The sequence below is a fragment of the Prauserella sp. PE36 genome (assembly GCF_003311655.1).
In the GTDB taxonomy this organism is placed as follows: domain Bacteria; phylum Actinomycetota; class Actinomycetes; order Mycobacteriales; family Pseudonocardiaceae; genus Prauserella_A; species Prauserella_A endophytica.
Genome location: NZ_QEQT01000096.1, coordinates 38,192 through 50,974 on the forward strand (window position 1 = coordinate 38,192; position 12,783 = coordinate 50,974).

The 12,783-nt window shown below is 72.1% G+C and carries 15 protein-coding genes and 2 pseudogenes; 10 read left to right on the top strand and 7 right to left on the bottom strand.

Annotation, left to right across the window (positions count from 1 at the left end; translation table 11 throughout):
• Nucleotides 1-14: 14 nt before the first annotated feature.
• The 4 genes from DI005_RS30225 (at nucleotide 15) to DI005_RS30240 (ending at nucleotide 5,193) form a co-directional block, all read left to right on the top strand.
• The gene (locus tag DI005_RS30225) at nucleotides 15-881 is read left to right on the top strand and encodes a polysaccharide pyruvyl transferase family protein (protein ID WP_113644419.1); all 867 of its coding nucleotides are present in this window, start codon (nucleotides 15-17) and stop codon (nucleotides 879-881) included.
• The gene (locus DI005_RS30230) at nucleotides 878-1,708 is read left to right on the top strand and encodes a glycosyltransferase family 2 protein (RefSeq protein ID WP_113644420.1); all 831 of its coding nucleotides are present in this window, start codon (nucleotides 878-880) and stop codon (nucleotides 1,706-1,708) included. Before DI005_RS30225 ends, DI005_RS30230 begins: the two co-directional genes overlap by 4 nt.
• Entirely contained in the window at nucleotides 1,705-2,595 is an 891-nt protein-coding gene (locus DI005_RS30235) for a glycosyltransferase family 2 protein (RefSeq protein WP_113644421.1), read from the top strand. Before DI005_RS30230 ends, DI005_RS30235 begins: the two co-directional genes overlap by 4 nt.
• Before the next feature lie 66 nt (nucleotides 2,596-2,661).
• Nucleotides 2,662-5,193, top strand: a complete 2,532-nt coding sequence (locus tag DI005_RS30240) for an ATP-dependent Clp protease ATP-binding subunit (RefSeq protein WP_113644422.1) — start codon at nucleotides 2,662-2,664, stop codon at nucleotides 5,191-5,193.
• Nucleotides 5,194-5,534: 341 nt separating this feature from the next.
• Here DI005_RS30240 and DI005_RS30250 read toward each other — a convergent pair whose 3' ends face one another.
• The 5 genes from DI005_RS30250 to DI005_RS30270 are packed head-to-tail and all read right to left on the bottom strand — an operon-like array spanning nucleotide 5,535 to nucleotide 9,480.
• Complete coding sequence (locus DI005_RS30250; protein WP_112275179.1) at nucleotides 5,535-6,743, bottom strand: glycosyltransferase; 1,209 nt, start codon at nucleotides 6,741-6,743, stop codon at nucleotides 5,535-5,537.
• A gap of 17 nt (nucleotides 6,744-6,760) precedes the next feature.
• Nucleotides 6,761-7,705 (bottom strand): glycosyltransferase, encoded by a 945-nt coding sequence (locus tag DI005_RS30255; RefSeq protein WP_112275181.1) that lies wholly within the window; start codon nucleotides 7,703-7,705, stop codon nucleotides 6,761-6,763.
• Nucleotides 7,706-7,741: 36 nt separating this feature from the next.
• Nucleotides 7,742-8,173: a DUF4383 domain-containing protein gene (locus DI005_RS30260; RefSeq protein ID WP_113644423.1), complete on the bottom strand. Its 432-nt coding sequence runs from the start codon at nucleotides 8,171-8,173 to the stop codon at nucleotides 7,742-7,744.
• Complete coding sequence (locus tag DI005_RS30265; RefSeq protein ID WP_113644424.1) at nucleotides 8,170-8,994, bottom strand: SDR family oxidoreductase; 825 nt, start codon at nucleotides 8,992-8,994, stop codon at nucleotides 8,170-8,172. Before DI005_RS30265 ends, DI005_RS30260 begins: the two co-directional genes overlap by 4 nt.
• Before the next feature lie 42 nt (nucleotides 8,995-9,036).
• Nucleotides 9,037-9,480, bottom strand: a complete 444-nt coding sequence (locus tag DI005_RS30270) for an ATP-binding protein (RefSeq protein WP_112275187.1) — start codon at nucleotides 9,478-9,480, stop codon at nucleotides 9,037-9,039.
• A 126-nt stretch (nucleotides 9,481-9,606) separates the two neighbouring features.
• Between DI005_RS30270 and DI005_RS30275 the strand changes: the two genes are divergently transcribed.
• Genes DI005_RS30275 through DI005_RS30295 form a run of 5 tightly spaced genes read left to right on the top strand, consistent with a single transcriptional unit; the run spans nucleotide 9,607 to nucleotide 11,476 of the window.
• On the top strand, nucleotides 9,607-10,023 hold the full coding sequence (locus DI005_RS30275) for a phage holin family protein (RefSeq protein ID WP_113644425.1): 417 nt from the start codon (nucleotides 9,607-9,609) through the stop codon (nucleotides 10,021-10,023).
• On the top strand, nucleotides 10,020-10,376 hold the full coding sequence (locus DI005_RS30280; RefSeq protein ID WP_112275191.1) for a DUF3618 domain-containing protein: 357 nt from the start codon (nucleotides 10,020-10,022) through the stop codon (nucleotides 10,374-10,376). The genes DI005_RS30275 and DI005_RS30280 overlap by 4 nt, the downstream gene beginning before the upstream one ends.
• Nucleotides 10,376-10,639, top strand: coding sequence for a DUF4235 domain-containing protein (locus tag DI005_RS30285; protein WP_112275193.1), 264 nt, complete (start codon nucleotides 10,376-10,378; stop codon nucleotides 10,637-10,639). Before DI005_RS30280 ends, DI005_RS30285 begins: the two co-directional genes overlap by 1 nt.
• Nucleotides 10,640-10,644: 5 nt before the next feature.
• Nucleotides 10,645-11,295 (top strand): HemK2/MTQ2 family protein methyltransferase, encoded by a 651-nt coding sequence (locus DI005_RS30290; RefSeq protein WP_112275195.1) that lies wholly within the window; start codon nucleotides 10,645-10,647, stop codon nucleotides 11,293-11,295.
• A complete protein-coding gene (locus tag DI005_RS30295) occupies nucleotides 11,270-11,476 on the top strand; it encodes a CDGSH iron-sulfur domain-containing protein (RefSeq protein WP_112275333.1) in 207 nt (68 codons plus the stop codon). The genes DI005_RS30290 and DI005_RS30295 overlap by 26 nt, the downstream gene beginning before the upstream one ends.
• Before the next feature lie 67 nt (nucleotides 11,477-11,543).
• Here DI005_RS30295 and DI005_RS30300 read toward each other — a convergent pair whose 3' ends face one another.
• On the bottom strand, nucleotides 11,544-12,017 hold the full coding sequence (locus tag DI005_RS30300; protein ID WP_112275197.1) for a carboxymuconolactone decarboxylase family protein: 474 nt from the start codon (nucleotides 12,015-12,017) through the stop codon (nucleotides 11,544-11,546).
• 47 nt (nucleotides 12,018-12,064) lie between these two features.
• Between DI005_RS30300 and DI005_RS30305 the strand changes: the two are divergent.
• A pseudogene (locus DI005_RS30305) lies at nucleotides 12,065-12,316 on the top strand (iron-containing redox enzyme family protein); the annotation flags it as partial.
• 14 nt (nucleotides 12,317-12,330) lie between these two features.
• Here DI005_RS30305 and DI005_RS39260 read toward each other — a convergent pair.
• Nucleotides 12,331-12,777 (bottom strand): annotated as a pseudogene (locus DI005_RS39260) (iron-containing redox enzyme family protein); the annotation flags it as partial.
• Nucleotides 12,778-12,783: the final 6 nt, after the last annotated feature.

Below are 12,783 nucleotides of genomic sequence, written 5' to 3' on the forward strand. Positions count from 1 at the left end.
GGTACCAGCGGCCCATGCGTGTTCTGGTCACCGGCTGGCCGAGCTTCCTGCACGGCGAGGCGACAGCGGGCGACGTGCTCAGCATGCGCCGGATCGGCTCCGCGCTCGCCGATGCGGGTGTCGACACCGAATCGGCGTGGAGCCCCCGTTTTCGTCCCGGCGCTCTGCATCTCGACGACGCCGACCCCGGTCGCTACACCCATCTGGTCTTCGCCTGCGGCCCCGCGCACGGCGAGCAGGTACGCGGGCTGCACGAGCGTTACGCGTCATGCCGGCGGATCGCCGTCGGCGTGTCCGTGGTCGACCCCGCCGACCCCGCCGTGACCGGCTTCCACCGGGTGCTCGCGCGCGACGGTGCCGGACCACCGCGGCCCGACCTGGCCGCGTCGGAGCCCACCGCGGCAGTACCCGTGGCCGGGATCGTGCTGGCACCGGGGCAACAGGAGTACGGCGAGCGGCGCAGGCACGAGCAGGTGCACAAGGCGCTGCTCGCGTGGGCGGCCGGGCTCGACTGCGCGCGCGTCGCACTCGACTCGCGGCTGGACTCCGCCGACTGGCGGCACTGCGCCACCGGTGACCAGTTCGTCGCGCTCCTCGGCAGGCTCGATGTCGTGCTCACCACCCGCCTGCACGGGCTCGTACTCGCCCTGCGCGCCGGGGTTCCCGCGCTGGCCGTGGACCCGGTCGCGGGCGGGGGCAAGGTCTCCGCGCAGGCGAGGGCGCTCGGCTGGCCCGCGGTGCTCACCGCCGAGGACGTCACGGACGAGCGGCTCGACCGGTGGTTGCGCTGGTGCCTCTCGCCGTCCGCCCGGCAGCACGCCGTGACCCGCGACGACTCCTCACCGCTCGTGACCGCGCTGCTGGCCGAGGTGGGCGCGTGAACACCACGGTCGTCATCGCCACCCGCAACCGCTCCGCCGAGCTCGCGCGCACGCTCGGGAACCTGGCCGCGTTGCGCCCCGCGCCGCCGGTGATCGTGGTCGACAACGCCTCCACCGACGACACCGCCGCGAGGGTCCGCAGCGAGCACCCCGGCGTGCGCCTGCTCACCTCGCCGGTGAACGCCGCGGCCGCCGCCCGCAACCTCGGCGTTCAGGCCGCCGGCACCCCGTACGTCGCGTTCAGCGACGACGACTCGTGGTGGGCGCCCGGCGCGCTGTCCCGCGCGGAGGCGGTCTTCGCGGACTGTCCCCGGCTCGGCCTGCTCGCCGCCCGCACCCTCGTGGGCGAGCGCGAGGAGCCCGATCCCGTGTGCGCCGTGATGGCCGGCAGCCCGCTCGGCTCCGAACCCGGGCTGCCGGGGCCGAAGGTGCTCGGCTTCCTCGCGTGCTCGGCGATCGTGCGCAGGGAGGCCTTCCTCGGAGTCGGCGGGTTCAGCCGCCTGCTGCACTTCGGCGCTGAAGAAAGACTCCTCGCCTACGACCTCGCGGCCCGCGGCTGGGCGCTCTGCTACGTCGAGGACGTCGTGGCGCACCACCACCCGTCCAGCAGCAGGCCGCCGTCGGCGTGGCGGCACCGCATGGAGACCCGCAACAACGCGCTCATCGCCTTGCTCCGGCGCCCGGCGGCGGAGTGCGTGCGAGCGGCCACCCCGTTGCTGCGGCATCCCGGTGCCGCGGCCGGTGCCCTGCGCAGGCTGCCGCGCGCGCTGGCCGGAAGGCAGCGCCTGCCGCCTTCCGTCGAACGGCAGATCAGGGAGCTGGCATGAGCCGCACGACCGTGGTGATGATCACCCACAACCGGCGGGCGGAGGCGCTGCGCACGCTGGAGCACATGACGAACCTGCCCGACGGGGCGCCGATCATCGTCGCCGACAATGCCTCGTCCGACGGCACCGCCGAGGCGGTGTCCCGGCACTTTCCCGGCGTTGAACTGCTGTGCTGCGACCGCAACCTCGGCGCGCTCGCGCGCAACCTGGCCGTGTGGCACGTGCGCACGCCGTACGTCTCGTTCTGCGACGACGACACCCGCTGGCAGCCCGGTTCGCTGCGCAGGGCCGCCGAACTGCTCGACGAGTACCCCGGGCTCGGCTCGGTGACGGGGCGCTGCCTCGTGGAGCCGGAGCTGAGGGAGGACCCGATCACCCCCGAGCTGCGGGAGTCGCCGGTGCCCGGACCCGACTGGCTGCCGGGGCCCGCGCTCATGGGCGTGATGGCGGGGCTGACGACATTCCGCGTCGAGGCGTTCCGCGAGGTCGGCGGGTTCTCGCCGCGCATGTGGCTGGGCGGCGAGGAGGAGCTGCTCGCGATCGACCTCGCCGCACACGGCTGGTGGATGTGCTGGGCCGAGGACGTGGTGATCCACCACGCGCCCTCGAAACAGCGCGATCCCCGGCGTCGCCGCCAGCTCGGCATCCGTAACACCCTGTGGACCCTGTGGCTGCGCAGGCCCGTGCGCAGCGCCGCCCGGCGCACGGCCGCCGTGCTGCGATCCGCGCCGGCCGACCTGGCGACGGCCTCGGCCGCCTTGGAGGCGCTGCGGGGACTGCCGTGGGTGCTGCGGGAGAGGTGGGTCGTTCCGCAGCGGGTGGAGACCGGGCTGCGCTCGCTCGAGGATTCGCAGCGCCGGTCGGTGGCCCGGCGCTACGTGGGTTGACGCGGCGCCGCACCGGGTAGGCCCGGGGAACGGACTTTCCCGATCTGCCGCAGAGGGAGGCTGCCCATGACCGGCTTCTTCGGTGATCCCGGCCCCAGCCCGTTCGACCAGCTGCTCGCCCAGTTCTTCGGCAATGCCATGCCGGGGCGGCAACCGTACGCCGTCGGCATCACCCGGCTGATGAGCGAGCAGGCGCTGGCGCTGGTGTCGGCGGCTGTCCGGCGGGTCGGCGAGTGGGGCGGCAACGAGCTCGACTCGGTGCACCTGCTGTGGGGCGCCACGCAGGTATCCGGCAGCAGGGAGCTGATCCAGCGGGCGGGCGGCGACCCCGACGCGATCGCCCAGCGCATCGAGCGCGACGCTCCGCACCCGCGGAGCGCGCCCACCCCGACACCGACCCTCACGCCCGGCGCCAAGCGCATCCTGCTCGACGCCCACCAGATCTCGCGGCAGCTGCGCTCGTCCTACATCGGCCCCGAACACGTGCTGCTCGCGCTGGTGGCGCATCAGGATTCGCCGGCGGGCAGGCTGCTCGGCGGCGCCGGGGTGACCCCGGAGACCGTGCGCAGGGCCATCGCCGGGCCCGCCGTCGGCGCGACGCCGGGACAGGCCCGCCAGCAGCGGCAGGCCCCCAGCGGGACGGAGACGCTCGACAGCTTCGGCCGCGACCTCACCGCCATGGCCCGCGAGGGCGAGATCGACCCGGTGGTCGGCCGCGACGACGAGATCGAGCAGACCGTCGAGGTGCTCTCGCGGCGCACCAAGAACAACCCGGTGCTGATCGGCGAGGCCGGGGTCGGCAAGACCGCGATCGTCGAGGGCCTCGCCCAGCGCATCGCCGACGGGCAGGTGCCGGTGTCACTAGAGGGCAGACGGCTCGTGCAGCTCGACGTCACCGCGATGGTGGCGGGCACACGGTACCGCGGTGACTTCGAGGAGCGCATGACCAAGCTGCTGGAGGAGATCCGCGAGCACCGTGACGAGCTGATCGTCTTCATCGACGAGCTGCACACCGTGGTCGGTGCGGGCTCCTCGGAGGGCTCGATGGGCGCGGGCAACATGCTGAAACCCGCGCTCGCGAGGGGCGAGCTGCACATCGTCGGCGCCACCACGCTCGACGAGTACCGCACCAACATCGAGACCGACCCCGCGTTCGAACGGCGGTTCCAGCCGATCCTGGTGCCCGAACCCAACGTGGAGGACACGCTCGCGATCCTGCACGGCCTGCGGGACCAGTACGAGGCGCACCACCAGGTGCGGTTCACCGACGAGGCGCTCTCGGCCGCCGCGACGCTCTCCGACCGCTACATCACCGACCGGCACCTGCCCGACAAGGCGATCGACCTCGTCGACCAGGCGGGCGCGCGCGTGCGGATGCGCACGGCCAAGCGGCCGGAGGGCCTGCGCGACATGGAGGCCAGGCTGGAGCAGCTGTGCCGCGACCGCGACCAGGCGGTGAGCGAGGAGCACTACGAGCGGGCGTCAGCGCTGCGTGACGAGATCAACGAGCTGCGCACCCGGATCGCCGACACCCGCAGTGACGACACGCCCGCTGGCGTGCCCGAGGTGGGGACCGTCGACATCGCCGAGGTCGTCGCCCGCAGCACCGGCATCCCCGTGGCGCAGCTGACGCAGGAGGAGCGGGAGCGGCTGCTGCACCTGGAGGACCACCTGCACGGGCGGGTCGTCGGCCAGGACGAGGCCGTGCAGGCGGTCGCTGAGGCGGTGCGCCGGACACGGGCCGGGCTCTCCGAACCCGACCGGCCGTCTGGCAGCTTCCTGTTCCTCGGGCCCACCGGCGTCGGCAAGACCGAGCTCGCGCGAGCACTGGCGGAGGCGCTGTTCGGCGGAGAGGACCACATGGTGCGGCTCGACATGTCCGAGTACGGCGAGCGGCACACGGTGTCGCGGCTGATCGGCGCGCCGCCAGGGTACGTCGGCTACGAGGAGGCCGGGCAGCTGACCGAGGCCGTGCGGCGCAGGCCGTACTCCGTGGTGCTGCTCGACGAGATCGAGAAGGCGCACCCCGAGGTGTTCAACGTCCTGCTGCAGGTGCTCGACGACGGCAGGCTCACCGACGGCAGGGGCCGCACGGTCAACTTCACCAACACGGTGCTGATCATGACCAGCAACATCGGCTCCGAGCTGGTGCTGAGCGGCACCCAGGGCGCGCTGGGCTTCTCCCCGGCGCGGGAGACCGACACCGAGCAGCCGCTGCGCGAGCGGCTCATGCGGAGGCTGCGCGAGTCGTTCCGCCCCGAGTTCCTGAACCGGATCGACGAGATCATCGTGTTCCGCAAGCTCACGGAGGAGCAGCTCGAGCGCGTGACGTCCCTGCTGCTGGAGGAGACGCGGCGCAAGGCGCAGGCGCAGGACGTCGAGGTGGACGTCGCGCCCGAGGCGGTCCGCTGGCTCTCCGAGGCGGGTTACCAGCCCGAGTACGGCGCCCGTCCGCTGCGGCGCACCATCCAGCGGGAGGTGGACAACGTGCTCTCCCGCATGCTCCTCGGCGGCGAGGTCACGTCCGGTTCCCGGGTGCGCGTGGGCGTGGAGGACGGCAGGCTCACCTTCGACGTCAGCACCCCCGCGAAGGTGTAACCCGCGCGAGTCCCCCGCTCAGACCCGCGAGTCCCCCGCTCCGGACGCCGAGTTGCCCGCTCTGGACGCCGAGTGGCCCGCTCGGGCTGGCGAGTTGCCCGTTCGGGCTGGCGAGTTGCCCGTTCGGGACGCCGAGTTGCGCGTCGGGGCGGCCAACTACCGGTCTCCGTTCGAGCCGGTACACCGGAGCGCACGACTCGCCCGCGTCCCGGAATGCAGAACTCGCGGGCCGGAGCGGGGGACTCGCGTGCGGGAGCGGGGAACTCGAGGTCCGGAGCGGGGGACTCGCGGGCGGGAACGGGGGACTCGCGGCCCGGAGCGGGGGACTCGCGGCAGCGGCGTCAGCCCGTTTCCTCCGCGGTCACCAGGGCCGGGACGGCGCGTTCGTACACCCGGTACGTGTCGGCGGCGACGCGGTCCCACGAGTAGCGGCAACGGGCGCGGTCGGCGCCGGCGATGCCGAAGGCCTCACGGAGCGTGCGGTCAGCGAGCAGCCTGCGCAGCGCGGCGGCCAGCGCGTCGGGTCGGCGCGGCGGCACGTGGGTACCGGTGACGCCGTCCACCACCGTGTCGGTCAGCCCGCCCACCGCGGAGGCGACTACCGGGACACCGCACGCCATGGCCTCCAGAGGCACGATCCCGAAGGGCTCGTACCACGGCGTGCACACCACGACGTCGGCGGAACGCAGCAGCGCGGGCATCTCGGCGCGGCCGACCTGACCGAGCAGGCGCACGCGGTCGGCGACGCCCAACCTCTCGGCGCGGGCCACCAGCCGCCGCGCCTCCTCGTCGTCGGCGAGCCGCCCCTCCTGAGGGCCGCCCGCGATCACCAGCTCGGTATTCGGCAACGAAGGCAGGGCCGCGATCGCGATGTCGAAACCCTTGCGCGGCACCAGCCTGCCGACTGACACGATCCGCTGCCGCACGCCGCGGGAGGCGGTCTCACCGTCCGGGGTGAACCGGTCGAGGTCGACGCCGCAGGGCACCACCGACATCCGGTCCCTCGGCAGCCCCAGCCGCACCAGCTCGAACACCTCGTCCGAGCACGTCGCGGCCACCCGTGCCGCGCTGCGCCCGACCAGCCGCTCCAGCCGGATGCGGTCGGCCGGGCTCGTGTCCTTCGCCCCCTGGTGACGGCGCTTCACCACGCCAAGCGCATGGAACGTCTGCACCACGGGAACGTCCACCGCGCGCGCCGCGATGACCGAGGCCAGCCCGGACATCCAGAAGTGCGCGTGCGCCACATCCGGCCGCCGCACGCTCCACTCCTGCTCCAGGAACCGCGCGAAATCGCCCATGTGCGGCAGCAGCTCGTCCTTGGGCACGTGCCGGGGCGGCCCCGCCGGCACGTGCACGACGCGGTAACCGGCCGGGGCGACGACCTCGTCGGGCTGCTCCCGGTCGTCGCGTCGCGTGTAGACGGTCACGTCGTGCCCGGCGCGGGTGAGGCCCGCCGAGAGCTCGGCGACATGAACGTTCTGCCCTCCGGCATCGACCTCGCCCAAGGCCGCGAGCGGGTTGGCGTGCTCGGAAACCATCGAGATCTTCACGTTTCCTCCAGGTCGAGTCAGGGCAGCACGCGGTGGAGCAGGTTGTCCCAGTTGCGCAGGAACGCGTCGAGGCCGTAGTGGGTCAGGGCGTACTCCCGCGCCGACTTGCCCATCCGCACGGCCAGTTCCGGCTGCTCCAGCAGCGTCCGGACGCCTTCCACCAGCATCGTCACGTCGGTGGACACGAAACCGGCCTCCGGGGGCACCGCCGTGGCCACCTCGGTGCTCGCCACCGCCGCCACCGGCATGCCCAGTTGCATGGCCTCAAGCAGCGACAGCCCGAGCGAGGTCCACCTCGCGGTGTGCACGTACACCCTGCGCAGGGCCATCTCCCGGTGCAGCGCGGTCTGCCCGAGGTCGCCGACCGGGGTGACGCCGGGGATTTCGAGGCCGTCGAGGCCCATGCCGTACAGGTCGACGGGCGCGGCCTCCGCGAACACGGGCAGCAGGTCGGTGCCGACGATCCGGTTCCGCCGAACGGGTTCGTTGATGAGCACGGCACTGTGCGGCAGCTCGCCGGTGTACTGGTAACCGGGGTCCACGATGCCGTGCGGGATCACCACCGTCGGCGCGATCCCGTTGTCCCACATCAACTCGTTGAAGTGCGTGACGTGGGCGAGCACGATGTCGCCGCGGTCGGCGAGCGGGTGCCGGGTGGTGGCGGCGCGCTCACGCGGAGCGTTGTGCTCGACGTACACGGCGGGCACGTCGATCCCGGGCCGCCTGCCGAGCCAGCGTTCGGTCAGCGCGAGCTCTTCGGGTCGCTGCAGCACCACGACGTCGATCTCCGTGTCCCGCAAGGAATCCACGGGAACGTCGATTGCGTTGTCCGGCCAGTCCCGGCCGCAACGGCCCCGTCCCCAAGGGTCTTCAGTGTCCACATAGGGCAGTAGGTAGGTGTGCCCGCCCTGGACGAACGACGTGCACCAGGAGCCGTGTACATGCCAGACGAGCAACTGCATAACGGGTAGTTGCCCGCACGCGCGGACGGCTAAACACTATGGACGCCGCGTGCGCACACCGCCCAGCGCGAGCACGAGGCCGATGAGGCAGGTCGCGCCGTACAGCCACGCGTTGGCCGCCGTGACGTTGACGAGGTCGCCCCACTCGTCGAGGACGGTCGCGAGAATGCTGTACGCCGTGAGCCCCGCGAAGGCGAAGAAGCTCGCCCATCCGAACAGGCGAGCGGTCACGGACTTGCGGGTGGCGATCAACGCGAGCACCCCCACCACGGTGTGCACGATGTTGAGCAGCGTGCTGACGCCGAACAGCCAGACGGTGCGCGACGATTCCGGCCCCATGCCGTCGTGCAGCGCGAATCCGGTGACGCCCACGACCAGATACCAGAGGCCGACGATCCCCACCACGATCTGCGGCCACGACAGCCGCGCCGTCAGGCCCCGCCCGGTCGCGGAGGACGCCGTGCTCATACCCGCCTCCAGCCGTCGTCGGTCAGCGCGGCGCTCGCCTGCGGTCCCATCTGCGCCATGCCGCCGTCCACGAGCCATGAGGCGCCGGTGACGTAACCGGCGGCCGGCGTGGCCAGGAAGGCCACCACGGACGCCACTTCCTTGGCGTGGCCCGGCCTGCCAAGCGGGACGCCCGGCCGGTGCTGCTTCGCGGGATCGGCGTTGTCCTGTCCGGTCATCGGCGTCGAGATCTCGCCGGGTGCCACGGAGTTCACGGTGATGCCGTGCTCGGCGAGCTCCAGCGCGAGCACCTTGGTGAGCGCGCCGAGACCGGCTTTGGCGGCGCAGTACGGCGCGGCGCCGACCTTCGGGTAATGCTCGTGCACGCTGGTGATGTTGATGATCCGGCCGCCACGGCCCGCGTCGATCATGTGCCGCGCCGCACGCTGCGCGCAGGCGAACGCGCCGTCGAGATCCACGGAGACGACCTCGCGCCACGCGTCGAAGTCCAGGTCCATCACCGGTGTCGCCTCGCCGGTGCCGGCGCAGTTGACCAGTACGTCGAGCCCGCCGAGTTCCTCGGCGAGGTCATCGATCACTGCGGCCTCGGTCGGCAGGTCACGCAGGTCCAGCCGCCGCACGGCGGCCGTGACGCCCTGCGCCTTGACCTCGTCGGCGGTGTTCGCGGCCCCCTGCTCGTCGGCGTGGTATGTGACACCGACGTCGAGGCCGCCGCCCGCGAGCGCCACCGCGATCGCCCTGCCGATGCCGGAGTCCGAGCCCGTCACGACGGCGGTCCTCGGCCGGTCGGTCTGCTCGGGCAATGGTGCGGATCGGGTCACTGAGGACACCTCCGTCACGGATATGCCAGGCCTGTTCACCGGCTACCCGCCCGCACGTGCGGCAAACCGCTTCGCGAACCGGATGTGCACCACCCGGTCGACGCTGCGCTGGGGATCGTGCTCGTACCGCCAGGCCGACAACGTGTCGGTCATCGTGTCGAGAACGCGCCAGCCGAGCGCGTGAGGGCTCGGCACGCGGCCCTCCAGCGTCGTTGTGGAAACGCTCACGGTGAGTCTGCCGAAGGCGAACACGAGTCGGCACGTCAGCATCGCGCCGGGCGCCGACCAGCGGATGAGGCAGGTGCACGCCGCGTCCACGGCCACCGTCAGGTCGGTCAGCTCGTTGTCGGTGAACCCCTCGCGACCGCCGAAGTCGCGGGCCACCATCCGAAGCGTCGCGAGGTGCCGTGCGTGTGCGGGCACCCGCAGCTCCACCGGGCCGGCCGCCCCCGGTCCGGCCCATTCGGCGAGTTCCTCTCTGTGCATGATCCTCCCGAATACCCGGCGAGATCACGGGCATACCTGCGGCGGTACGGCTTTTCGGACCGGCCTCGATGTTTGTGGGACGAGCGCTGAGGGCAAACCGGTGACCAGCGCCGAGATGGAGGAATCATGGTCTACGACGAACACCGCGACGTCGTGGTGGAGGACCGTTCCGTGGCACAGCTGGTCAGCGATCTTTCCGAGCAGACCAGCAGGCTCGTCAGGGACGAGATGAAGCTCGCCGTCGCGGAGATGCAGGACAAGGGCAAGCGGTTCGGGATGGGTGCCGGTCTCGCGGGCGGTGCCGCCGTGGTCGCCTGGTTCGGCGCGGGGGCGCTGGTCGCGGCCGCCGTGCTGGCGCTAGCGCTGGTACTGCCGGGCTGGGCGTCGGCGCTGATCGTCGGTGGTGCGCTGCTGCTGCTCGCCGGCCTGCTGGGGCTCTTCGGCAAGAACCAGGTCCAGCGCGCGACGCCGCCGGTGCCGAGTGAGGCGAGCGAGAGCGTCCGGCAGGACGTCGAGACGGTGAGGGAGAAGATGCGCCGATGAGCACTCCGAAGGAGAGCCCGAAGGAACGTACTGAGGAGAGCGAGGAGTTCCCCCGGAATCCGGAGGAGGCCCGGCTCGACATCGAACTCACCCGGCAGGAGCTGGGTGACACGGCGCACGCGCTCGCGCACAAGCTGAACGTTCCCGCGCGGGCGAAGGAGCAGGCGCAGCAGCGCGCGGCCCGGTTCAAGGGCCAGGCCCAGCAGCGCGCCACGCAGGTGAAGGGACAGCTCAAGCACGGCACGGCCAAGGCGACCGAGACCGTGCGGGGCAACCCGGTGCCCTTCATCGTCTCCGGTGCCGTCGCGGCGGTCGCGGTCGGAGGTGTGATCACGTGGAAGGTCAGGCATTGATGAAGGCGCTCTACAAGCCGCTGAGCCTGGTGGTGAGCACCGGCGGGGCGTTGCTCGCGAGCACGGTTTTCAAGCAGGTGTGGCAACGCGTGAGCGGTGAGCCCGACGCGCCGGACGCCAGGGATCGCAAGTACGCGCTGTGGCAGGTGGTCACCGCCGCCGCCGTGCAGGGTGCGATCTTCGGAGCGGTGAAGGCCGCCGTCGACCGGGCGGGAGCCGCCGGGTACGAGAAGGCCACCGGCGCCTGGCCCGGCGACGAGTAGCCGTCATGTGGCTGTTGCGGCCTCCCGGGGTGTACCGCCCGCAGGAGGACACGAACCTGCTCGCCGGCGCCCTGCGCACCGCTTCGATGCCCGTCGGCGCGCGCGTGCTCGACGCGTGCACGGGCACGGGTGCGCTCGCGCTCGCGGCCGCCCGCGCGGGCGCCGGCGAGGTGGCCGCGGTGGACGTGTCGCGGCGGGCGCTCGCGGCGGCGTGGTGCAACGCGCGCCTGCGTCGGGTCCCGCTCAGCGTGCGCCGTGGTGACGTGACGGCGCTGGCCGGGCTCGGGCGCTTCGACGTCGTGCTCGCCAACCCGCCGTACGTGCCGTGCGAGCGCACGTCCGTCGCGAAATGGGACGCCGGAGCCGACGGCCGGGCCGTTCTCGATCCACTGTGTACGCTCGCGCCCGATCTGCTGAACTGGCAGGGATTCCTGCTGCTGGTGCAGTCGGAGTTGAGCGGGGTGGACGAGACGGTGGGCGCCCTGCGGACGGCGGGGCTCAAGACCTCCATCGTCGCGCGACGGCGGATTCCGTTCGGCCCGGTCCTGCGTGGCCGGGCCCGTTTTCTGGAGGAGCGCGGCCTGATCGAACCGGGCCGGCGCGATGAGGAGCTGGTGGTGATCCGTGCCGATCGGGCAGAGCGAACCGCGGCGTGAGCCGCGCAGGGTGACGGTGGTGCCGGGCGGACCGATCCTCGTGGAGGGCCCGGTGGAGCTGACGCTCGACGACGGCGAGACCGTCACCTCCGACCGGTTCCAGGTCGCCGTGTGCGCCTGCCGTCGCAGCAAGGCCTACCCCTTCTGCGATGCCAGCCACCGCAGGCGCACCCGGAGTTGACCAACCGCAGTGAAGGCCACCTTGCCTGCGTTCAACGCAGGCAAGGTGGCCTTCACTGCAACCGTCGTCAGCCGAACTGGCCGGGCTGGTAGTCGCCCGCGGGCTGCTGGACGAGGACGTTCACGCGGTTGTAGGTGTTGATGAGGGCGATGATCGACACCAGCGCGCCGAGCTGCTCCTCGTCGTAGTGCTTGGCGGCATTGGCCCAGACCTCGTCGCTCACCCCGCCCGCCGCGTCCGCGATGCGGGTGCCCTCCTCCGCCAGCTCCAGCGCGGCGCGCTCGGCCTCGGTGAACACGGTGGCCTCCCGCCAGCCCGCGACGAGGTGCAGGCGCGTCGCGCTCTCCCCGGCCTCCGCGGCATCCTTGGTGTGCATGTCGATGCAGAAGGCGCAGCCGTTGATCTGGCTGGCCCGGATCTTCACCAGCTCCTGCGTCGCGGCGGGCAGCGTCGAGTCGGCGACCACCTTGCCCGCCGAGACGAGGTGCTTCAGGAACTTGGCGGTGACCGGGTTTCCGAAGAGGTTCACGCGGGCGTCCATCGTGTACTCCTTGCCGTTGTCGTGGGTGGCTACACCCTTTCGACAACACAGCCCGGCGAGTTGTGACAGGTCTGGACGCGTGCGTGCGGTTCTTCGACGAGCACGTCGAGGCCGACGCCGTGCACGAGCAGGTGATGCGCCGCGAGGTGATCGGCGACCTGCTCGAACGCGAGCCCGAGCTGGCGCCTGACGTCGTCTTCGGCATCCAGGCGACCGGACTGCTTGAGGACCGCCTCACCCAGCACGTGCTCGGCGCGTGGGAGGCGGGTCGCTCCGCGCTGCGGCAGCCCCTGGGCTGATCCGCACCGAGAGACTCCACCGCCACGAGTGCCGCCTTGGCCTGCCCGCGCAGCCTCGGGATGGCGAAGGCGTGCGGGTCGGCCTCCTTGAGGTGGTAGATCGAACGCAGGACGAAGTACTCACGCAGGTGCTCCCACGTGCCGTTGTCACGCAGCCAGTGCGAGACCCCGGTGCCGTCGACGGGCTCCACGAGCAGCTCGTCGAGCGCGCCCCGCACGTCGTCACCGCCCGCGACGTCCCGCCGCAGCCCGGCGAGGAACTGCCGTTCGAGCGCGTTGCGGGTCTGGATCAGGTCGGGCTGCCATTCCCACTCGGGGTCCACGCCCTCGAAGCCCCGGTAGTGCAGCTCGTAGCAGACCTGCAGCGCCAGCTGGAGGTCCTCGCCGTATGGCTCGGCCTTGCCCGCGTGATGGGGCAGTCCCTGCGGCTGGTGCGGGTCGTCGTGCAGCGCCCTGGCGATCACCTC